Annotated in this window: 19 protein-coding genes and 1 tRNA gene; 2 read left to right on the forward strand and 18 right to left on the reverse strand. The window is 72.6% G+C overall.

The features are described from left to right. Window positions 1–53: 53 nt before the first annotated feature. Window positions 54–266 carry a YgaP family membrane protein gene (locus DRV84_RS15655; RefSeq protein ID WP_239995071.1) on the forward strand — a complete coding sequence of 71 codons (213 nt, stop codon included), beginning with the start codon at window positions 54–56 and terminating at the stop codon, window positions 264–266. 212 nt (window positions 267–478) lie between these two features. Here the strand turns inward: DRV84_RS15655 and DRV84_RS12750 are convergent, their stop codons facing one another. The 18 genes from DRV84_RS12750 to DRV84_RS12835 form a co-directional block, all read right to left on the reverse strand. After that, entirely contained in the window at window positions 479–1,615 is a 1,137-nt protein-coding gene (locus DRV84_RS12750) for a porin (protein ID WP_158547810.1), read from the reverse strand. A 516-nt stretch (window positions 1,616–2,131) separates the two neighbouring features. Next, window positions 2,132–3,073 carry an ABC transporter permease gene (locus DRV84_RS12755; RefSeq protein WP_115981309.1) on the reverse strand — a complete coding sequence of 314 codons (942 nt, stop codon included), beginning with the start codon at window positions 3,071–3,073 and terminating at the stop codon, window positions 2,132–2,134. Further along, window positions 3,070–4,122 (reverse strand): ABC transporter permease, encoded by a 1,053-nt coding sequence (locus tag DRV84_RS12760; RefSeq protein WP_115981311.1) that lies wholly within the window; start codon window positions 4,120–4,122, stop codon window positions 3,070–3,072. The genes DRV84_RS12755 and DRV84_RS12760 overlap by 4 nt, the downstream gene beginning before the upstream one ends. Further along, entirely contained in the window at window positions 4,112–5,653 is a 1,542-nt protein-coding gene (locus DRV84_RS12765) for an ABC transporter ATP-binding protein (RefSeq protein WP_239995072.1), read from the reverse strand. Before DRV84_RS12765 ends, DRV84_RS12760 begins: the two co-directional genes overlap by 11 nt. A 46-nt stretch (window positions 5,654–5,699) precedes the next feature. Beyond that, a complete protein-coding gene (locus tag DRV84_RS12770; protein WP_115981316.1) occupies window positions 5,700–6,689 on the reverse strand; it encodes a BMP family protein in 990 nt (329 codons plus the stop codon). 290 nt (window positions 6,690–6,979) lie between these two features. Next, window positions 6,980–8,272: an amidohydrolase family protein gene (locus tag DRV84_RS12775; protein WP_115981318.1), complete on the reverse strand. Its 1,293-nt coding sequence runs from the start codon at window positions 8,270–8,272 to the stop codon at window positions 6,980–6,982. A 97-nt stretch (window positions 8,273–8,369) separates the two neighbouring features. Beyond that, the gene (locus tag DRV84_RS12780; RefSeq protein WP_115981320.1) at window positions 8,370–8,909 is read right to left on the reverse strand and encodes a GNAT family N-acetyltransferase; all 540 of its coding nucleotides are present in this window, start codon (window positions 8,907–8,909) and stop codon (window positions 8,370–8,372) included. Between the two features lie 147 nt (window positions 8,910–9,056). Further along, entirely contained in the window at window positions 9,057–9,788 is a 732-nt protein-coding gene (locus DRV84_RS12785) for a Crp/Fnr family transcriptional regulator (protein ID WP_158547811.1), read from the reverse strand. Between the two features lie 94 nt (window positions 9,789–9,882). Then, window positions 9,883–11,919: an alpha/beta fold hydrolase gene (locus DRV84_RS12790; RefSeq protein WP_115981324.1), complete on the reverse strand. Its 2,037-nt coding sequence runs from the start codon at window positions 11,917–11,919 to the stop codon at window positions 9,883–9,885. Window positions 11,920–11,955: 36 nt separating this feature from the next. After that, complete coding sequence (gene phbB / locus DRV84_RS12795) at window positions 11,956–12,687, reverse strand: acetoacetyl-CoA reductase (protein WP_115981326.1); 732 nt, start codon at window positions 12,685–12,687, stop codon at window positions 11,956–11,958. 89 nt (window positions 12,688–12,776) lie between these two features. After that, window positions 12,777–13,307 carry a universal stress protein gene (locus DRV84_RS12800; protein WP_115981328.1) on the reverse strand — a complete coding sequence of 177 codons (531 nt, stop codon included), beginning with the start codon at window positions 13,305–13,307 and terminating at the stop codon, window positions 12,777–12,779. A gap of 103 nt (window positions 13,308–13,410) precedes the next feature. Next, a complete protein-coding gene (locus tag DRV84_RS12805; RefSeq protein ID WP_115981331.1) occupies window positions 13,411–14,337 on the reverse strand; it encodes an AEC family transporter in 927 nt (308 codons plus the stop codon). Window positions 14,338–14,353: 16 nt separating this feature from the next. Beyond that, on the reverse strand, window positions 14,354–15,154 hold the full coding sequence (locus tag DRV84_RS12810; RefSeq protein WP_115981332.1) for an MBL fold metallo-hydrolase: 801 nt from the start codon (window positions 15,152–15,154) through the stop codon (window positions 14,354–14,356). Beyond that, the gene (locus tag DRV84_RS12815; protein ID WP_115981335.1) at window positions 15,151–15,954 is read right to left on the reverse strand and encodes a TatD family hydrolase; all 804 of its coding nucleotides are present in this window, start codon (window positions 15,952–15,954) and stop codon (window positions 15,151–15,153) included. The genes DRV84_RS12810 and DRV84_RS12815 overlap by 4 nt, the downstream gene beginning before the upstream one ends. A gap of 17 nt (window positions 15,955–15,971) precedes the next feature. Then, window positions 15,972–17,096 carry a DNA polymerase III subunit delta' gene (locus DRV84_RS12820; protein ID WP_115981337.1) on the reverse strand — a complete coding sequence of 375 codons (1,125 nt, stop codon included), beginning with the start codon at window positions 17,094–17,096 and terminating at the stop codon, window positions 15,972–15,974. Then, complete coding sequence (gene tmk / locus DRV84_RS12825; RefSeq protein WP_115981340.1) at window positions 17,093–17,728, reverse strand: dTMP kinase; 636 nt, start codon at window positions 17,726–17,728, stop codon at window positions 17,093–17,095. The genes DRV84_RS12820 and tmk overlap by 4 nt, the downstream gene beginning before the upstream one ends. Continuing rightward, window positions 17,725–18,915 (reverse strand): D-alanyl-D-alanine carboxypeptidase family protein, encoded by a 1,191-nt coding sequence (locus tag DRV84_RS12830; protein WP_115981342.1) that lies wholly within the window; start codon window positions 18,913–18,915, stop codon window positions 17,725–17,727. Before DRV84_RS12830 ends, tmk begins: the two co-directional genes overlap by 4 nt. A gap of 34 nt (window positions 18,916–18,949) precedes the next feature. Next, entirely contained in the window at window positions 18,950–19,834 is an 885-nt protein-coding gene (locus tag DRV84_RS12835; protein ID WP_115981345.1) for an SPOR domain-containing protein, read from the reverse strand. Window positions 19,835–20,029: 195 nt separating this feature from the next. Between DRV84_RS12835 and DRV84_RS12840 the strand changes: the two genes are divergently transcribed. Continuing rightward, a tRNA-Ser gene (locus tag DRV84_RS12840) sits at window positions 20,030–20,119 on the forward strand.

Here is a 20,119-nt window from a genome sequence, read left to right on the forward strand (position 1 = left end):
CGGCTCCGCCCTTCCTCTACCCTGTCGGAAACACGATGCGAAGGAGGTACGTCATGTTCGAGACCAACGTCGGCCTGCTCGATCGTATCGTTCGCGTGATCGTGGGCCTCGCGCTGATTTCCGGCTTCTGGCTGGTGCCCGAGGCGGCGTGGCGCTGGGCCTTCTGGCTGGGCGCGATCCCGGCGCTGTCGGGCGCCCTGGGCTGGTGCCCGGCCTACCGGCTGCTGGGCTGGTCCACGCGCGACGACGGCGGCGCGCGCGCCTGAGGCCGGCCGCGCGCAGGCGGGGGTTTCACACCCCCGCACCCCCGTGGGATATTTGAGCCAAGAAGAAGGGGCGGTGGCGGGGCCGTCCACCGGAGCCCTCGACGAAAAAGGCCCCGGCGGATGCCGGGGCCAAGGTGTCGAAAGCCGGATCGCAAGCCGACCGTCGAGGGAATACGGGGGCCGGCGCCGCGCGGGCACCGGCCGGATCCGGATCAGAACTCGAGCGTGAGCAGCGCCGTGAGGCCATGCTTGTACTCGGGCGCGCCGAGCTCATCCTCGGCCGAGCCAGCTTCGCCAGGCGTGCCGTCGTTGTCCGCATCCGCGTAGGAGACGAGGAAGGACGCGCCGTTGCCGAGGTCGTATTCGCCGCCGATGTAGGAACCGCCGTCGTCGGCAGGGTCCTCGTCGTCGATCACGCCGGCGCGCACAATGAGCCGATCGGTCACGGCGTAGGAGCCCTCGACGCCGTTGAGGTAGGCGCCCTGCTCATCGGTCACGTAGGCCTCGACGGCGATCGGGCCGCTTTCGTAGCCGGCCGAGACGCCCCAGTTGTCGTCGCCCTCGGATTCGCTCACGAAGTAGCCGCCGAGCGAAACGTCCTGGATCGCGTAGCCGAGCTCGAGGCCGGTGGAGTTCTCGTCGGCCGTCTCGTCGCTGGCGTAGCCGAGGCGGACGTCGAGCCCCTCGAAGGTGGTGCCGACCGAGAGGGCGAGGATCTCGTTGGGCTCGAAATCGTCGTTGTTGTTAGCCGGATCAAAATCGTTCTCGGCCTCCTCCTGGTATGCGAGCGAGATGTCGAAGCCCTCGAGCTCCGCGTTCACCGCGACGCCGAGCTGGTCGAAGTCACCGGACCCCGTGCCCGTCGAGAAATCGTCCGTGTGCAGCACGCTCGACACGCCGGCCATAACGGGGCCGTAGCTGCCGGTGAGCAGCACGCCCGTCTCGCCGTCGGCTTCCGAGAAGCCGTCGGACTCCATGTCGCCGGCCGACTTCCACATCGAATCGGGCGCGAAATCGACCGTGCCGAAGGACAGGCCGAAGAACTCGTTCGAGAGGCTGAGGATGTAGGATTCGGCTTCAAAGTCTTCCGAGAGGTCATCGGTGTCGACCCCGCTGCCGCCTTCCTGATCGAGGAGGAGGATCGTCGCCTCGGCCTCGGCGGTGAGGCCGTAGTCGAGCTCGACCGAGAGGTTCGGCACGATCTCGGCGGTGGCGATGACGCCCTCGCCGTCCTCGACGAGCTCCTCGTCGTTGTAGCCGAGCGCGACCTCGCCCGACCAGGTGATTTCGGCCGCCGCGGCCCCGGTGAAGGACACGAGGGCGGTGGTCGCCAGAAGAATACGGTACATGCGCTGCTCCATTTGCTGCGTACAGCGCGGCACCTAAGCGGCGGGCTTGACGCTTTTGTAACAAAAGGACCGGCGTTGATTGCACGCAGGGCAGCGTGGCTATTTGGCAACTTGCTGGATTTTAATTTCAGAATTTGTTCGCAAATAATTCACCAAAATTTCATTGTTATTTGTTTAAAAATTTACAAATCAAGATGCCCTTCCTTAATTTTGTCATAAAAACAGGTGGTTATTCATCCCTCGCCAAGGCAACCAGCGCAGCGCTGACTCACCGCGCATTGCGACACGCTGTCACGAATTCATCATCCAGACGTTACAATTCAGGGCGCGCTGGAAAGCCCTGGCGATCTTCCGATCATTCACACGCTTTCGCGCAGCGCATCATCCCCGCCGGACCACATCCGCGCGCGGGCGGCCCTTATCCCACGCGCGCCGGCTCGCCCGCCAGACAGCGCACGACGTTGCGTCAGCGACACGGCAGGTGACGACCGGCCGGCCCGCGGAGCCGGCGCGCGCTCAGCGCTCGCCGCGGCGGTAGGGCTGCATCAGCGCCTGCGGCACCCGGGCGCGGCGCGCCATGACGATGAGCGCGAGGATCGACAGCAGGTAGGGCAGCATCAGGAAGAGCTGGTAGGGCACGCCCTCGACCGCGGTCTGGAGGCGCAGCTGGAAGGCGTCGAAGAAGGCGAAGAGAAGCGCGCCGAGCAGCGCGCGCCCGGGACGCCAGAGCGCGAAAACGACGAGCGCGATGCAGATCCAGCCGCGCCCCTGCACCATCGTCGGAAAGAAGGAGTTGAACGCCGCGAGCGTCAGGAAGGCCCCCGCCACGCCCATCAGCGCCGAGCCGGCCATGATCGTGCCGATGCGCAGGCGGATCGGGTCGATGCCCTGCGCCTCGACGGCGTGCGGGTTCTCGCCGGTCATGCGCACCGCGAGGCCGAGCGGCGTCCGGTAGAGGCCCCAGGCGAGCAGCGCCACGAGCGCGAGGGCGAGGTAGGTGGGCGCCGTCTGGTTGAAGAGCACCGGGCCGAGGAACGGGATCTCCGAGAGCCCCGGCACGGGCAGCGGGCGGAACGGCTCGACGGTGGGCGGGGAGCTGGCCGTCGGCACGGCGAGGCGGAAGATGTAGTAGGAGAAGCTCGACGCGAAGAGCGTGATGCCGAGGCCCGTGACATGCTGGCTCAGCCCGAGCGGCACGGTCAGCGCCGCATGCAGCATCCCGAAGGCCGCCCCCGCGAGCGCGGCCGCCGCGAGGCCCGTCCAGAGATCGGCGCCGGAATAGACGGTGAGCCAGCCGATCATCGCGCCGAAGGTCATGATCCCCTCGATCCCGAGGTTCAGCACGCCCACCCGCTCGCAGAGCAGCACGCCGAGCGTGCCGAGGATCAGCGGCGTGGCGATGCGCAGCACGGCCTCCCACATGCCGACGGAGGCGAGGATGTCGAGGATCACGCTCATCGCCGCACCCGGTACTGCGTCAGAAAGATCGCCACGAGCATCGTCAGCAGCGAGAGCGCCACCGTCACGTCGGCGATGTAGGAGGGGATGCCGAGCGCGCGGCTCATCGAATCCGCGCCCACGAACATCACCGCCGAGAAGAGCGCGGCGGCGATCACGCCGAGCGCGTTGAGATTGGCCAGCATCGCGATCACGATGCCGGAATAGCCGTAGTTGGGCGAGAGATCCGTGGTCACGTAGCCCTTCACGCCCAGCACCTCGATCGCCCCGGCGAGCCCGGCGAGCCCGCCGGAAAGGCAACCCACCAGCGCGAGCGTCCGCGCCAGCGGCACGCCGGCGAAGCCCGCCGCGCGCGCGTTGAGCCCGGCCGCGCGGGCGCGCATGCCGAAGACCGTGCGCGCCTGCACCCACCAGACCGCGACCGCCAGCGCGAGCGCGATCAGCAGCCCCGCGTGCAGCCGCGTCCGCTCGAGCAGCTTGGGCAGGAGCGCGGCGTCGGGCGCAGGCATCGACTGCGGCCAGCCGAAGGCGAGCGGATCCCGGAGCGGCCCCTCGATCATCATCGAGACGAAGAGGATGGCGACGAAGTTCAGCAGCAGCGTGGTCACCACCTCGTCGACGCCGAAGCGCAGCTTCAGCGTCACCGGCACGAGCAAGAGGAGCGTCCCCGCGAGCGCCCCCACGACGAGGCAGGCGAGGATCGCCACCGGCGCCGGGGCGCCGGCGATCCCCGGCACGAGGCCGAAGGCCGTCACCGCCAGCGCGCCGAGGTAGAACTGCCCCTCGCCCCCGATATTCCAGAGCCGGGCGCGGAAGGCGACGGCGGCCGCGAGCCCCGTCAGGATCAGCGGCGTGGCGCGCGTCAGCGTCTCGGTGACCCCGAGGCGCGAGCCGAAGGCGCCCTCGAGAATGAGCCCGTAGGCCTCGAAGGCGTTCGCCCCCGCCACGGCGATCAGCAGCCCGGCGACGACCAGCGCCGCGCCGATCGCGCCGAGCGGCGCGAGCACCGTCAGCGCGGGCGAGGCGCTCTCGCGGCGTTCAAAGCGCATCGGCCGCCTCCCGCTCGATCGTCTCGGCCTCGGTCCAGTCGCCGGCCATCATCAGCCCGAGACGCCGCGCGTCGGCGCGCTCGGCCGGGATCGCGGGCGAGAGGCGCCCGCCCACGATGGCGCGGATCCGGTCGGCGAGCGCGATCACCTCGTCGAGATCCTCCGAGATCAGAAGCACCCCGGCGCCGCGCTCCCGCGCCGCGATCAGGCGGCGATGCACGTCGGCGATCGCGCCCTCGTCGAGGCCGCGGCTCGGCTGCGCGGCCACGAGGATATCCGGCCCCGCCTCCAGCACCCGGCCGAGGATCAGCTTCTGCATGTTGCCCCCCGACAGCAGGCGCACGCGCCCGTCCACGCGCGCCCCGCGCACGTCGTAATCGGTGAGGATGCGCGCGGCCGCCGCGCGCGCGGCGCCCCGGCGCACCACGCCGCGGCGCGAGAATTCGGGCGCCCAGAGCCGCTCGAGCACCGCGTTCTCCCATGTGCTCATGTCGCCCACGACGCCCTCGGCGTTGCGGTCCTCGGGGATGCGGCCGATGCCCGCGGCGATGGCGTGCGGCACGTCGTGGCGGCGCAGCGCCGCGCCGTGGACGCGCAGCGCCCCGCGCTCCGGCGCGAGGAGCCCCGAGACGACGCCGGCGAGCGTCGTCTGCCCGTTGCCCGAGACGCCGATGATCCCCAGCGTCTCGCCCGCGTGCAGGCGGAAATCCACGCCGTTGAGCGCCGCGCCGCCCTTGCCCGCGACGTGCAGGTCCGCGGCCTCCAGCAGCACCGCGCCGGGGCGCGCGGGCGGGCGCGCGGGCCGCTCGACCTTGCGGCCCACCATGAGCTCGGCGAGCTCCCCCTTGTCGGTCTCGGCGGTGGCGCGCTCGGCCACGACCCGGCCGCCGCGCAGCACCACCACCCGGTCCGAGGCCGACATGACCTCGTGCAGCTTGTGCGAGATGAAGATGATCGAGAGGCCCTGCGCCGCCATCTCGCGCAGCGTGGCGAAGAGGCGCTCGGCCTGCTGCGTGGTCAGCACCGCCGTCGGCTCGTCGAGGATGAGGATCCGCGCCTCGTTGTAGAGCGCCTTGAGGATTTCGACGCGCTGGCGCTCGCCCACCGAGAGATCGGACACGCGCGCCTCCGGCTCGACCGGCAGGCCGAAGCGCTCGGCGAGCCCGGCCAGCCGGCGCCGCGCCGCCGCCCGGTCGGAGCGCGGCCGCCAGAGCGGCTCGGTCCCGGTCATCACGTTCTCGAGCACCGTCAGGTTGGGCGCGAGCGCGAAGTGCTGATGCACCATGCCGACGCCCGCCCGGATCGCCGCGCGCGCCCGCCCGGGCGGCAGCGCGCGCCCCTCGACGCGCACCTCGCCGGCGTCGGCCGTGTAGTGGCCAAAGAGGATCGACATCAGCGTCGTCTTGCCGGCGCCGTTCTCGCCGAGGAGCGCGACGACCTCGCCGCGGTCGAGATGCAGCGACACGTCGTCGTTGGCCAGCGTCGCGCCGAACCGCTTGGTGATGCCGTCGAGTTCGAGAACGCGGGTCACGCCCGCCCCCCGCGGGGGACGGCACCGCGCGCGGTGGCGTGGCGCATCAGGCGGGCTCGTCGAAGTTGCGCGGCACCTCGAATTCGCCGGCCTTGATCGCCGCGCGCACCTCTTCCATGCGCGCCACGGCACCGGCCGGCGCGGCGCCCTCGACATAGGATATGTCGTTGCCGCCGTCCTCCATCAGGCTGAAGGGCGTGTAGTTCTTGCCCGTGGGCTCGCCGGCGACCGCGTCGGCGAGCGCGGCCTCGAGGAGCGGACGGAAGAACCAGAGCGCATTGGCGAAGACGGTGTCCGGATAGCGCGGCGTGTAGTCGATCAGCGAGCCGATCGCGGGGATGCCACGCTCCTGCGCCGCGTCGGCGGTGCCGATGCGCTCGCCGAAGAGGATGTCAGCGCCCGCGTCGATCTGCGCGAGGCCCGCCTCGCGCGCCTTCGGCGGGTCGAAGAAGGTGCCGATGAAGCTCACAAGGTGCTCGGCCTCGGGGTTCACCGCCTTCACGCCATCGGCGAAGCCGTTGATCAGCATGTTGACTTCCGGGATCGGGATGGCGCCGACGGAGCCGACGACGCCGGTCTCGGTCATCTCGCCCGCGAGCATCCCGGCGAGATAGGCCGCCTCCCAGTTCCAGGTGCCGAAGACGCCGAAGTTGTCGCCCGCGGCCTCGCCCGAGGAGCCCATGAGGAAGGCCGTGTCGGGGTAGTCCGCCGCGACCTGCCGCGCCTCGCGCTCGACGGCGTAGGATTCGCCGACGATCAGCACGTTGCCCGCCTCGGCGTATTCGCGCATCGCGCGCGGGTAGTCGGTGCCGGAGACCCCCTCGGAGAAGGCGTACTCGATCACGCCGTCCTCGTGCGCGGCGCGCATCGCCGCGTGCAGCACCGAGTTCCAGGCGTTCTCCACCGGCGAGGCATGCAAGCCCGCCACCTTCACCGGCGTGCTCTGCGCGCGCAGGATCGAGGGCGCGGCGAGGCTGGCCGCGCCGAGGGCGGCGGTGCCGAGCAGGCGGCGGCGGTTCATGAGGATGCGGGTCATCGCGGGTCTCCCTGTTGCACGCCGGAGGCGCCCGGCTGTCTGTCGGTCGCAAGACTTGCGAAGCGCGGCGCGCGGCGTCGAGCGGTCCGGTCCGTGCGATCTAGCGCCTCGCACAAGTTTTACGCAAGTCTGACGTGCCTGCCGCCGCAGGAGGCGCTTTGCATGCGGGGCGGCGGCGGCCGACGATCCCCGGCGCCGTGTCGCGCCCGTGGCACCGTCGGGGCCAAACGCCGGGCCTCACCACACCCGGGCGCGCGCCACTGCCACGCCCGGCGGGCACGCGCCCGGCCCTAGGACGCCGCCGGCGGCGCGTAGGCGGCGGGGTCCACGGCCCCGGGCCGGCCCTCGAGCGCGAGGCGCGTGCGCTCGGGCGCCGTCTCGGCGATCACGCGGCCGCGCCGGATGACCTTCAGCCGGTTGGGCCGGAGCCGGATCGCCTCGGCCGGGTCGCGCGCCTGCAGGAGCACCATGTCCGCGTGACACCCAACCTCGAGCCCGTAGCCCTCGAGCCCGAGCACGCGCGCCGGGGTGTCCGTCACCGCCGCGAAGAGCCGGCGCTTGTCCTCGCCCGAGCCCATCTGCGTGGCGTGCACGGCCATGTGGGCCACGTCGAGCATGTCGCCCGTGCCCATCGCGTACCACGGGTCGAGCACGCAATCCTGGCCCAGCGCCACGGGAACGCCGGCCGCGAGAAGCTCAGGCACGCGCGTCAGCCCGCGCCGCTTCGGGTAGCTGTCGTGCCGGCCCTGCAGCATCATGTTGATGAGCGGATTGGGGATCGCCGCCATCTCCGCCTCGGCCATCAGCGGCAGGAGCTTGGAGACGTAGTAATTGTCCATCGAGTGCATCGAGGTCAGGTGCGACCCGGCCACCCGCCCCTGCAACCCGTGGCGCACCGTCTCGGCGGCGAGCGTCTCGACGTGGCGCGAGAGGGGATCGTCGGTCTCGTCGCAGTGCATGTCGACGCGCAGGCCGCGCTCCGCAGCGATGCGGCAGAGCACCTCGACCGAGGCGCGCCCGGCCTCCATCGTGCGCTCGAAATGCGGGATGCCGCCCACGACGTCGACGCCCATGTCGAGCGCGCGCTCGAGCGCGGACGCCGCTTCGGGGCTGCGCAGGTAGCCGTCCTGCGGGAAGGCCACGAGCTGCAGGTCGAGATAGGGCGCCACCCGCTCGCGCACCTCGAGGAGCGCCTCGACCGTCACGAGCCGCGGGTCGGAGACGTCGACGTGGCTGCGCACGGCGAGCAGCCCCTTGGACACGGCGAGATCGCAGTAGGCGAGCGCACGCTCCACGATCGCCTCGCGCGTGAGCGTCGGGCGCAACTCGCCCCAGAGCGCGATGCCCTCCAGCAGCGTGCCCGAGACGTTCATCCGCGGCCGCCCCAGCGAGAGCGTCGCGTCCATGTGGAAATGCGGATCGACGAAGGGCGGCGCGACGAGCTGGCCCCCGGCGTCGATCACCTCGCCCGCCTCGGCGGCGAGCGCGGGCTCGAGCGCGGCGATGCGCCCGGAGCGGATGCCGATGTCCACGCCCACGCGCCCGTCGGGCAGCGCCGCGTTACGGATGAGAAGATCGAACATGCGCGCTTCCGGGTCTGTTTCGTCGGGGCGCGACCCTAGCGCCGCGCTCCGGATCTGTCACGCCGCCGGGCGGCGCAGCCCGGCACGACGGGTCGCGTCACCAGAAAGCCGGCGCGTCGAGCGCCGGAACCGTGCGGCACGGCCCCGGCAGGGGCGCGATCGCGGGCGCGCCGAGCGGCCGCGCGAGCCAGCCCTCGGGCTGCGTCAACGGCCGGGGCGGCGGGACAACCTCGGGGGCCACGGGCGCGAAGCCGAGCCGCGCGTAGAAGGCCGGGTCGCCGTAGGTGACAGCCACCTCCACGCCGGCCGCGCGCAACGCGTCGAGCGCGTGGCGCAAGAGTCCCTGCCCCACGCCCTGCCCCTGCAGCCCGGTCGCCACGGCCATCGGCGACAGGAGCATTACGCGCCGGTCGGGGTCGGCGCAGGCCAGCCGGGTGAAGATCGCCGCCCCCGCGACGCGCGCCTCCGTCTCGGCGAGAAACACGCAGATGTCGCCGGGCGGCGTCGTTTCCATAAGATCCCGCGCGAGGTCGCCGACAGCCGCGCCCTCCGCCGCGCCCTCGGAATCCGTGAAGGCCGCACGGACGAGCGCCGCGATCTCGGCGGTCCGGTCCGCCGTCCCTTCGGTGTACTCCAAGACCTGCCCTCCCGCGAAACATTGGGGCAGATTGCCCCCGATCGCCGCGAGGTGCCAGGCTTTCGCGCCTTGCCCACGCCACCGCGACCGGGGGACCGTCGCCGGACAGTGTCGCGCGACGTCCGCCGCGCACACCGGCGCCTCCGGTCAGGCGAGGATCGCGCCGGCGAGCGCTGCGGGCTCGGCGTGGGCGAGCGCGGCGAGCGCGGCGACGTCGCGCAGCTCCACGCCGCCGCGCTCGGCGCGCAGGACCCCGCGCTCCGCGAGGCGGGTCATCACGCGGCAGACGTGGACGGTGGAAAGCCCCACCATCTCGCCCATCGCCCGTTGCGGCAGGCGCAGACGGCAGGGCCGCTCGGCGAGCACGCTGCGGGCGTCGGTGCGCAGCGCCAGTTCCAAGAGCAGGAAGGCGAGCCGTTCCTCGCCCCGGCCCTGCACCACGCGCAGCAGCCGCTCCGACCGGCGCGCGCGCCCCGCCGCCGTCAGCCGCCCGACCAGATCGCCGACGCCGTCGCCCGCGCGCTCGACGCGCGCGCAGGCGTCGCGCGACAACAGGGCGACGCGGCTGGTTTCGGCGGCGGTCGCCTCGAACTCGGAGGAGCGCATGTCGACCGCCGCCGGATGGACGACGTCGACCGGAAAGAGCATGTCGAAGAGCACGCTGCGCCCGTCGGCGAGGGTCTTGCGCAGTTCGATCCGCCCGCTCAGCACCCAGAGCGCCCCGGGGGCCTCGCCGCCCTCGGCGAGGAGGTCGGCGCCGCGCTCGACGACGCGGGCGCGCGACCGGCACCGGGCGAGAACCGCGCGCCGCGCCGACCGCGTCGTGCCCGGGTGCCCCGTGGCTCCATGCGCCGGATCGACGCGCAGCTCTTGGTTCATGTGTCCCCCGCCGCTGCAAAGACATATTCCGGTGAGGAAATGCCTCCGCGGGGCGAAAGGTTTCATCGCCGCGGGCGATCGGCCCACCGGGCGCTCACCGCTGAAAGACGTAGGTGCCCGGCGCGTCCTCCTGCGGCGGGTAGCGCTCCGCGCCCATCGCCGGCGGCGCGCTCTCGCCCGAGGAGCGTTCGCGCAGCCAGTCGGTCAGCGCCGGCCACCAAGAGCCCTCGCGGCGCTCGGCGCGCTCGCGCCAGGCCTGCGGCGCGAGATAGCGCTCGCCCTCCCGCGTGCAGCGGATCTGGTATTCGCGCCCCTCGTGGCCCGGTTCGCTGACGATGCCGGCGTTGTGCCCGCCGTTCGTCAGCACGAAGGTCACGTCGGTGTCGGCGAGGAGATGCAGCTTGTAGACCGACTGCCACGGCGCGATGTGATCGCGGGTGGTCGAGACGCAGAAGATCGGCGCGTGGATGTTGGAGACGGCGACCGGCCCGCCGCGCAGCGCGAACTTGCCGTTCGAGAGCTGGTTCTCGAGGAAGAGCCGGCGCAGGTATTCGCTGTGCATCCGGTAGGGCATGCGCGTCGAATCGGCGTTCCACGCCATGAGGTCGAACATCTCCTCGCGCTCGCCTAGCAGATACTCCTGAATGTAACGCGACCAGATCAGGTCGTTCGACCGCAGGAGCTGAAACGCCCCGGCCATCTCGTGACGGTCGAGATAGCCGCGCTCGCGCATCCGGTGCTCGAGGAAGGAGACCTCGCTCTCGCTGATGAAGAGGCCAAGCTCGCCCGGCTCGCTGAAGTCGGTCTGCGTGGCGAAGAGCGTGAGGCTCGCCAGCCGGTCCTCGCCGTCGCGCGCCATCTGCGCCGCCTTCGCCGCCAGAAGCGTGCCGCCGAGGCAGTAGCCCACCCCGTGCACCTTGCGCTCGGGCACGATCGCCTGCACGGCGTCGAGCGCCTCCTCCACGGCGGCGGCGTAATCCTCCATCCCCAGATCGGCGTCCTCGGCGGTGGGATTGCACCAAGACATGGCGAAGACGGTGAAGCCCTGATCGACGAGGTGCCGGATCAGCGAATTGTGCGGCGATAGGTCGAGGATGTAGTATTTCATGATCCACGCCGGCACGATCAGCAGCGGCTCGGCGGCGACCGTCCCGGTCTTCGGCGTGTACTGGATCAGTTCCATCAGATGCGTGCGGTGGACGACCCGGCCCTCGGCCGTGGCGACGTCGCGGCCCGGCACGAAATCCTCCGCGCCAACGGGCGGGCGGCCGTCGCGCAGGCGCTCCCAGTCCTCGAGCGCGTGCTGCGCCCCGCGCATCAGGTTGCGCCCGCCCTCCTCGCGCGTGCGGGCGGCGACCCTCGGGTTGGTCCAGAGGAAGTTGGTCGGCGACACGGTGTCGAGCATCTGCCGCGCCAGGAAGGAGACCACCTGTTCGTCATGGCGGTCGAGACCGTCCACGTCGTTCGTCGCGCGGTACCACCAGTGCTGCGTGAGCAGGAAGCCCTGCTGCATCACGTTGTAGGGAAAGGCCGCCCACGCCGGGTCGTCGAAGCGGTGGTCGTGCTCCATCGGTTCGATGCAGGGCTCGGCGGCCTCGCCCTGAGCGGCGTGCGCGGCGAAGCCCAGGAACCGCGACCACGCGCGCGCCGCGTGCTCGGCGAGCTCCAGCTGCTTTCCGGGCGAGCCGGCGGCGTGGATCCACCAGGTCAGCACCTTGGAGGACAGGCCGTAGGGCGTGACGCCGTTGGTCATCTGCGCGAGCGCGGCCTTGGCCACCCGGTCGAGGGCGTGGCCCGGATGGGGCTCCGGCGCCGCCTCGGCGGTCTCGCCCTCGCAGAACTCGGGCGGTTCGGCGGTCAGGCCGTAGCGATCCTCGCGCTCGGCCTCGGAGCCCGCGGGCGCGCGATCGGTCACGGCCGCCTCGTTGCGCGCGGGCGCGCGCGCCTCGGCAGCCTCGGGCGCCGCCGTCCCGGCGGGCCCGTCCGCCGGCGCCTCCGTCCGCTCCGTCGCAGCCGGCGCGGACGCGGGGCGCGGCCCGCCCTCGCGGGTCTGCGTCGTGGCGCGTTTCGTCCCGCCGCGCCCGGTCCGGGCGGTCTTGCGGCGGCGGCTGGGGGTGTCGCCCTCGGCCATTCTGCCTCCTTCTCGCTCGGACTCCCTCGTGCGGCCTCAGCCCATGCGGAAGCCGCCGCTCACGTTCAGCGTCGTGCCCGTGACGAAATCCGCCTCCTCGGCGGCGAGATAGACGACCGCGCGGCCGATCTCCTCGGGATGCGCGAGGCGGTGCTTGGGCACCTGATCCACGATGCGGTCGATGATCTCGTCCGGCACGCTCTCGACCATCGGCGTGTCCGCATAGCCCGGCGCGATGGCGTTGACGGTGATGCCCTTGCGCGCCGTCTCGCGGGCGAGCGCGCGCGTGAAGCCCTCGATCCCGGCCTTGGCCGCGCAGTAGTTCGTCTGCCCCGCCTGCCCGCGCGCGGCGTTGACCGACGAGATGCTGACGATGCGCCCGTAGCCGCGCGCGCGCATGCCCTCTATCACCTGCCGGCACATGTTGAACATGGAGCCGAGATCGACGGACATCACCTGATCCCAGGCCTCGCGCGTCATCTTGTGGAACATCATGTCCCGGTTGACGCCCGCGTTGTTCACCAGAACGTCGATCGGGCCCAGCGCCTCCTCCACCGCCGCGACGCCGGCCGCGCAGGCGTCGTAATCGGCGACGTCCCATTCGTGAACGGGCAGGCCGGTCTCCGCGGCGAAGCGCTCGGCGGCCTCGCCGTCGCGGAAATGCGTCACGGCCACCGTGAAGCCGGCCTCATTCAACGCGCGCGCGGCGGCGGCGCCGAGGCCCTGAACGCCTCCGGTGACGAGGGCGATTCGTCCGCTGTCCGACATGGCACACTCCTTCCTGTCGCTGCCCCCACCCATGCCGCACCGCGGCACCGGGGACATTGACCGGGGTTAATCCGCACGTCGGGCGGGGCTCAGGGGACCGCGACCACCGTGCAGGGCGCCTGATGCAGCACCTTCTGCGACACGCTGCCGAGCACCGCGCCCCTGAGCCGCCCGAGGCCGCGGCGGCCGAGGACGATCATCCGCGCACCCTCCGCCTCGGCGGCGTCCACGATGGCGTCGGCGTAATCGCCCGAGACGACATGCGTGCGGACCTCGCGCGCGCCCGCGGCCTCGGCCCGCGTCGCGGCGCGGGCCACGATCGCGTCGCCCACAGCGGCGATCAGGCGCGCGGCGCGGTCGTCGGGCGCCGGCCCGCCGAGCAACCGGCCGAAGCTGCCGGGGATGTCGGTGCGCGGGATCTCGGCGCGCGGCGCGGCCTCGTGGAGCAGATGCTCCACCTCCGCCATGCGCTCGAGCTCCGCCGCCGGGCGGCCGTGCATCAGGACGTGCAGGATGGTGAGCGGCGCGCCGAGCGCGGCCGAAAGCTCCGCGGCCGTGTCCACGGCGCGGCCGCCGTGATCCGAGCCGTCGGTCGCCACGAGGATGCGGGTCTCTGGCATGAGATGGGCTCCCTTCCCTTGCGTCACGGCGCTTTTCGCCCGGCCGGCGCGCGCCGACCATGACCGGCGTCAAGGTGGAGGGGGATTTCGCCCCCACCGCGCCTCAGGGCAGAATCTTGAGCCAGACCCAGACCGTGAGCACCGAGAGCGCCGTCGCGATCAGCACCGCCGAGGCGGCGACGCGCCGCGCGCGGCCGTAGAGGGTGGCGAAGATGTAGGCGTTGACGCCGGGCGCCATGGCGGCGGTCAGCACCGCCGAGCGCAGCGCGCTCGTGTCGAGCGCGAAGGCCCGCCCGAGGGTCCAGGTGATCGAAGGATGCAGCACGAGCGCGACCGCGACCACGTAGCCGATGAGCCGCATGTCCCCCTCGGGGCGGTAACGGCAGAGCACCCCGCCGAGCCCGAAGAGCGCCGCGGGCAGCGCCGCGCGCGCCATCAGGTCCAGCGCGTCGCCGAGCGGCACGGGCACCGTGAGCCCGGCGAGGTTCACGCCGAGGCCCAGCACGATCGCGATGACCAGCGGATTGCGCCCGAGCGCGGCCCCGATCTGCCGGGCGAGCGCACCGGGGCGCAGGCCCGCGCGCGCGACCTCCATCGCGGTGATGCCGAGGCCGTAGCAGACCGGCGCATGGATCGCGATGATCGCGTAGTTGCCCGCGAGCGCCTCGGTCCCGTAAGCGCGCTCGGTGATCGGCAGCCCGAGGAGGAGCGTGTTGGAAAAGAGCCCGGTGAAGCCCACCGCCACCGCGTCCTCCCACCCCCGGCGGAAGAGATAGCGCGCCCCCAGCAGCCCCGCGGCGAAGCCCGAGAGCGCGCCGGCGTAGAAGGACAGGAGCAGCGGCGCCTCCGCCTCCTGCCCGAGATCGAGGGTCGAGATCGCGCGGAAGAGCAGGCAGGGGATGGCGAAGCTCTGCGTGAAGCGCATGAGCCCGTCGACCGCAGCGTCCGAGAAGAGCCCGCGCCAGACGGCGACGTAGCCGAAACCCGCCACGAGGAAGACGGGCAGGATGACCTCGATCAGCGCCTGCACGGGCGCGCGCTCCGGGTCACAGCGGGTAGCGGATCACCATCCCGTCGTGGGCGGGAGTGACGTGATCGGGCGTGTCGCGCGTCACCGCGGCGTAGTCCATGTCGATGTGCATGTTGGTGAGCACCGCGCGCGCGGGCTTCGCCTGCGCGATCCACTCCAGCGCCTTGTCGAGATGCGCATGCGTCGGATGCGGCGTGCGCCGCAGCGCGTCGAGCACCCAGCAGTCCAGCCCCTCGAGCGCGGGCCAGGCGTCGTCGTAGATCTCGGCGACGTCGGGCAGATAGGCGAGCGGCCCGATGCGGAACCCGAGCGCGTCGATCGCGCCATGGCTCACCTTGAACGGCGTGAGCGCCACCGCGCCGCCCGCGCCCTCGACGCGCACCTCCTCGTGAATGGTGTGCATGTCGAGGATCGGCGGATAAGGGCTGTCCTCGGGCTGCATGAAGGCGTAGCCGAAGCGCGAGTAGAGATCGTTCTGCGTGTCGCCGTCGGCCCAGACCGGCAGCCGCCGGCGCATGTTGAAGACGATCATCCGCAGATCGTCGAGGCCGTGCACGTGGTCGGCGTGGCTGTGCGTGTAGACCACCCCGTCGAGCGCGCCGACGCCCGCGTCCAGAAGCTGCTGGCGCAGGTCGGGCGAGGTGTCGATCAGCACGCGCGTCGTGCCCGCCTCCGTTTCGCGCTCGATCAGCATGGAACAGCGGCGGCGATAGTTGCGCGGCTCGGCCGGGTCACACTCGCCCCAGTGCCCGCCGAGGCGCGGCACGCCCCCCGAGGAGCCGCAGCCGAGGATGGTGAAGCGCAGTTCCCCGCTCACGCCGCCGCCCTTTCGAAGAGGCGTTCGAAATTGGCCTCCGTCGCGGCGGCGAACTCGGCGTAGGAGAGGCCGAAGACCTCCGCCCCCGCGGCGGCGGTGTGGACGACGTAAGCGGGTTCGTTCTGCTTGCCGCGATAGGGCGGCGGGGCGAGATAGGGGCTGTCGGTCTCCACGAGGACGCGGTCGAGCGGCGCGGCCGCGAAGATCTCGCGCAGTTCGCGCGATTTCGGAAAGGCGGCGATGCCCGACATCGACAGGTAGAAGCCGAGGTCGAGCGCCGCCCGCGCCAGCCCTGCGCCGGAGGAAAAGCAGTGCATCACGCAGGCGTAGGGCTTGCGCGCGTGCCCCTCGGCGAGCAGGCGCGCCATGTCGTCGTCCGCGTCGCGGGCGTGAATGATGAGCGGCAGGCCGGTCTCCTGCGCGGCTTCGATGTGGCGGCGCAGGCTCTCCTGCTGCACCTCGGCGCTCTCGGCGGTGTAGTGGTAGTCGAGCCCGCTTTCCCCGATGCCGACGCAGAGCGGATCCTCGGCGAGCGCCACGAGCTCCTCCACCGTCGCCATCGGCTCCTCCGCCGCGCTCATCGGATGCGTGCCGGCGGCGTAGAAGACCCCCTCGTGCGCCGCGGCGAGGGCGCGCACGGCGTCGCGGTTGCGCAGCTTGGTGCAGATGGTGACCATCCGGTGCACGCCCGCGGCCCTGGCGCGCGCGACGACCTCGCCCGCCTCCTCGACGAGGCCGGGGAAATCCAGATGGCAATGGCTGTCCGTGATGCGCGGCGGCATGTCCTGTCCGGCGGTCATGGTGCGGGAACGCGGCCTCAGCCGGCGTGTCTGGCGATGGTGTGGAGGGTATCTAGGATGAGCGAGGCAGGGTCAAGATTGACCGCCCGGCCGTGGCGCAGCCGCTCGCCCACGCGCGGCGCGAGCTCGGCCCAGCCGCGCGCGGCGGCGGCGTCCGGCGAGAGCCGGGCGAGCGTCTCCGCCTCGCCCGGCGCGGCCTCGGGCGCGGGCGGGCGGCCGCGCGCCCCGGTGAGCGCGAGCCGGGCGAGCGCATGGTCGATCAGCTCGAAAAGGAGATCGCGCCGCGCCTCCGCCCCCTGCCCCGCCGCGCGCTCAGAAAGCGCGAGCGCCGCCGACCGGTCGAGCCGCGGCAGCGAGGCGAGCACGCCCATGAGCTCGGCGTAGAGCGCCGCGCCGCCCTCCTGCGCGAGCGTCACCGCCGCGCCCGCCGAGCCGCCCGAGAGCGCGGCGAGCGTGCCCGCGCCGCCCTCGGGCGCCACCCCCGCCTGCGCGAGCGCGGCGGCGAGATCGTCCTCGCCGAGGCTCGACAGCGCGAGCGTGCGGCAGCGCGAGCGGATCGTGGGCAAAAGCCGCGCGGGCTGATGGCTGACCAGAAGGAGCGTCGCGCGCTCGGGCGGCTCCTCGAGAAGCTTCAGCACCGCGTTGGCCGCGCTCACGTTCATCTCGTCGGCGGCGTCGATGATGACGACGCGCGCGCCGCCCTCGGTGCTCGAAAGCGCGAAGAAGCTCTTGAGGCGGCGCACCTCCTCCACGCGGATCGCGTCGGAAAGCCCGGTGCCGGCCGCGTTCGCGCCGCGCCGCAGGAGGAAGAGCCCCGGCTCCGAGAGCGCCGCGACGCGCCGCGCCACGGGGTGCTCCGGATCGATGTCGAGGCGCGCGGGCGCCTCCGGCGCGCCGAAGAGCCCGCCCCCGGCGTCCTCCCCCTGCGCGAGGAGGAACCGCGCGATCCGCCAGGCGAGCGTCGCCTTGCCGACCCCGCGCGGCCCGGTCAGCAGCCAGCCGTGGTGCAGCCGGCCGGCGCCGTAAGCCTCGAGGAAGGCGCGCTCCGCCGCGCCCTGCCCGTAAAGCTCGGCCGTGTGCCGCGGGTGCGGCGCCCCGGCGAGCTTGTCGGGCTCGGGCAGCTCCGCGCGCTCGGCGCTCATGGCGCCGCCGCCTCCCACGCCTCGACCGCGCGCGCGACGCGGGCGGCGACCTCGGCCTCGCTCCCGCGCCCGTCGATCACGCGAATCCGCTCCGGCGCCGCCTCGGCGAGCGCGAGGAACCCCGCGCGCAGCCGCGCCTGCATCTCCGCGCCGAAATCCTCGAACCGCGCCTCGGCGTCCGCCCGCGCCTTCGCCCGGTGCCAGCCCGTTTCGGGGTCGATGTCGATGAGCAGCGTCAGATCCGGCTCCCGCCCGATCGTCAGCGCGTGCAGCTGGTCGACGAGCCCGCGCAGATCGCCTCGCGTCGCGCCCTGATAGACGCGGGTGCTGTCGGCGAAGCGGTCGCAGATCACCGTGCGCCCCGCCGCGAGCGCCGGGGCGATGCGCCGCTCCAGATGATCGCGCCGCGCCGCCGTGAAGAGCAGGATCTCGGTCTCTGCCGACCAGCGCTCCGGCGCGCCGGTCAGGAGAAGCGCGCGGATCTCCTCCGCGCCGGGGGAGCCGCCGGGCTCCCGCGTGAGCACAACGTCGCGGCCCGCGGCCCCGAGACCCTCGGCGAGCCGCCGCGCCTGCGTGGACTTGCCCGAGCCGTCGATGCCCTCGAAGCTGATGAACCGGCCCGCGCCGCTCAAAGCGCGTCCCCGGCGCTCTCGCCCAGCCGCTCCAGCAGAAGCTCGCCCACCGTGCGCACGCGCTGGCGGAAGCCGCCCTCCGGCACGTCGCGGTCGGCGACGAGCGGCACCCGCGCCTCCGGCAGGCCCTCGGGGCTGAGGATCAGCTCGCCGAGGACGTCGCCAGCCGCGATCGGCGCGTTCACCGGCGCGTCGTAGACGACCTCGCCCGGCACCTCGTCCTGCGCGAGCACCGGCAGGAGCATCCGGCGGCTCTCCGCGGCGACGAGGCCCACCGTCTCGGCCGCGCCCATCCAGACCGGCGCCTCGGCGATGGGGCGGCCCTCGGCGACGACCTCCTTCTCGACGAACTGCCGGAAGGCCCAGTTGAGGATGCGCTGCGCCTCGGCCGCGCGCGCCTCGCGCGTCGGCAGGCCGTTGACCACGAAGATCACCCGCCGCTCGCCCTGCACCGCCGATCCGACGAGGCCGTAGCCCGCCTCCTCGGTGTGGCCGGTCTTGAGCCCGTCGGCCCCGATGTCGAGCCCCAGAAGCGGGTTCCGGTTGAAGTGGTTGGAGGGCACGCGCCCGTCGTACTCGAACTTCTCCTCGGCGAAATAGGCGTAGCGCCGGGGGAAATCGCGGATGATCCGCGCCGCCAGCGTGCCGAGGTCGCGCATGCTCATCCTGTGGTCGGGATGCGGCCAGCCGCTGGCGTTCTCGAAATGAGTGTCGGTCATGCCGAGCATCTCGGCGCGGTCATTCATCAGCTGCGCGAAGGCCTCCTCGCTCCCGGCGAGGCCCTCGGCGACGACCACCGTCGCGTCGTTGCCCGACTGCACGACGATGCCGCGGATCAGCTCCTCGACCGTGGGCCGGTCGCTCGTCTGCAGGAACATCGAGGAGCCGCCCATCGCCGTCGCGCGCTCGGAGACCGTGAAGCGCGTCTCGAGCGTGAGCGATTCCACGTCGCGAAGCGCCTCGAAGAGCATGTAGAGCGTCATCAGCTTCGACATCGAGGCCGGCGGCAGCGGCACGTCGGCGTTCTTCTCGAGAAGCACGGTGCCGGTGTTGTAGTCGAGGACATAGGCCGCCTCGGCCTGGGTGTCGAAGGCCTGCGCGGCCGTGGCGGCGAGCCCGGCGACCACGAGGACTGCCGCCGCGGCGGCGGCGGCGCGGAGCGGTCGGAACAGCGCGTCGGCAGTCATCCGCGGCACCCCCTGTGCTGCAACGCGGGCGCGGTCAGTCGCGCACCGCGTAGGCATCGGCAAACCCCTGTTCGCGCGCCGTGTCAAGGAGCGCCTCGAGGTCGCGGCGGTTCGGCGCCGGCCCGACGAGCACGCGCCAGAACGTCTTGCCCTGCGTCTCCTGCTTCCGGACCGTGGGCACCATGCCCGCCTGCCGCATCGCCGTGGCGGTGTTGCGCGCGTTCTGCTCGACGCTGAAGATGCCGATCTGGACATAGGGCCGCTCCGGCGCGGAGCGCGGCGGCGTTGCGGGTTCGGCGGCCGTGTCGTCCGCGGAGGCCGTGTCGTCCCCGGCCGCCGCGTCGTCCCCGGCCTCGAGCGCCTCCTCCGCCGCGGCGACCGGTTCGAGGGGCGCCGCGCTCACCTCGGCCGCCTCCGGCAGGGCCGCCTCCGTCGCCTGATCCTCCGCCGCGTCGTCCTCGGGCGCCTCGCTGACCTCCTCGCGCCGCAGCGCGGTGACCTCGAGCTCGCGCGGCTGCCCGGCGAGCAGGCCGAGCGCCTCGGCCGCGTCCGACGACACCTGCAGCGGCGGCCCCGGCACCTCCCGCTCGCGGCGGAAGAGCGCGCCGATCACGAATTTCTCCGACCCGGTGTCGCGGATGATCACCCGCTCGGGCTCCTCCACATCCGGATGCGCGACCCAGACCCCGCCGAGCGAAGGCCGCCCGTCCCAGAGCCCCGAGGCCGCGACCTGAAAGACCTCCGGCGCCTCCACGTCGCGCTCGACGAGGCGGACGGAACCCGCCTCCGACGGCGCCTCCGCCTCGGCCTCCGCCGTGCGCTCGCCCCCGAGAAAGGGCAGGCCGCCGGTCTCCCCGCAGCCGCCCAGCACGAGCGCCGCGCCCAGCAGCGCCACGCGGCCTGTCCAGCCGTGTCTCATCTCTCGCGTCCCTTGCCTGCCCGCCGGCCGGGGTGCGCCCGGTCCGGGGTTCTCCCGACGCCGCGTCCGGACCCCGAGAGCCCGTGACGCCGCCGTGTCGTGGCGGAGATTATCCACTCGCCGCCCGCGAGGAAAGCCCGCATGCGCCCCCGCCCCTTCCCGAATCGCCACGCCCTGCCTATGCCGACCCGGCGCGGAGGAGTGGCAGAGCGGTCGATTGCACCGGTCTTGAAAACCGGCATGCGCGCCAGCGCATCGTGGGTTCGAATCCCACCTCCTCCGCCA

Source organism: Rhodosalinus sediminis, assembly GCF_003385555.1.
GTDB lineage: Bacteria > Pseudomonadota > Alphaproteobacteria > Rhodobacterales > Rhodobacteraceae > Rhodosalinus > Rhodosalinus sediminis.

Coding starts and splice junctions, on each gene's coding strand:
- DRV84_RS15655 (WP_239995071.1), top strand. CDS start 54: ATGTTCGAGACCAACGTCGGCCTGCTCGATCGTATCGTTCGCGTGATC.
- DRV84_RS12750 (WP_158547810.1), bottom strand. CDS start 1,615: ATGTACCGTATTCTTCTGGCGACCACCGCCCTCGTGTCCTTCACCGGG.
- DRV84_RS12755 (WP_115981309.1), bottom strand. CDS start 3,073: ATGAGCGTGATCCTCGACATCCTCGCCTCCGTCGGCATGTGGGAGGCC.
- DRV84_RS12760 (WP_115981311.1), bottom strand. CDS start 4,122: ATGCGCTTTGAACGCCGCGAGAGCGCCTCGCCCGCGCTGACGGTGCTC.
- DRV84_RS12770 (WP_115981316.1), bottom strand. CDS start 6,689: ATGACCCGCATCCTCATGAACCGCCGCCGCCTGCTCGGCACCGCCGCC.
- DRV84_RS12775 (WP_115981318.1), bottom strand. CDS start 8,272: ATGTTCGATCTTCTCATCCGTAACGCGGCGCTGCCCGACGGGCGCGTG.
- DRV84_RS12785 (WP_158547811.1), bottom strand. CDS start 9,788: ATGAACCAAGAGCTGCGCGTCGATCCGGCGCATGGAGCCACGGGGCAC.
- DRV84_RS12790 (WP_115981324.1), bottom strand. CDS start 11,919: ATGGCCGAGGGCGACACCCCCAGCCGCCGCCGCAAGACCGCCCGGACC.
- phbB (WP_115981326.1), bottom strand. CDS start 12,687: ATGTCGGACAGCGGACGAATCGCCCTCGTCACCGGAGGCGTTCAGGGC.
- DRV84_RS12800 (WP_115981328.1), bottom strand. CDS start 13,307: ATGCCAGAGACCCGCATCCTCGTGGCGACCGACGGCTCGGATCACGGC.
- DRV84_RS12815 (WP_115981335.1), bottom strand. CDS start 15,954: ATGACCGCCGGACAGGACATGCCGCCGCGCATCACGGACAGCCATTGC.
- DRV84_RS12820 (WP_115981337.1), bottom strand. CDS start 17,096: ATGAGCGCCGAGCGCGCGGAGCTGCCCGAGCCCGACAAGCTCGCCGGG.
- DRV84_RS12830 (WP_115981342.1), bottom strand. CDS start 18,915: ATGACTGCCGACGCGCTGTTCCGACCGCTCCGCGCCGCCGCCGCCGCG.
- DRV84_RS12835 (WP_115981345.1), bottom strand. CDS start 19,834: ATGAGACACGGCTGGACAGGCCGCGTGGCGCTGCTGGGCGCGGCGCTC.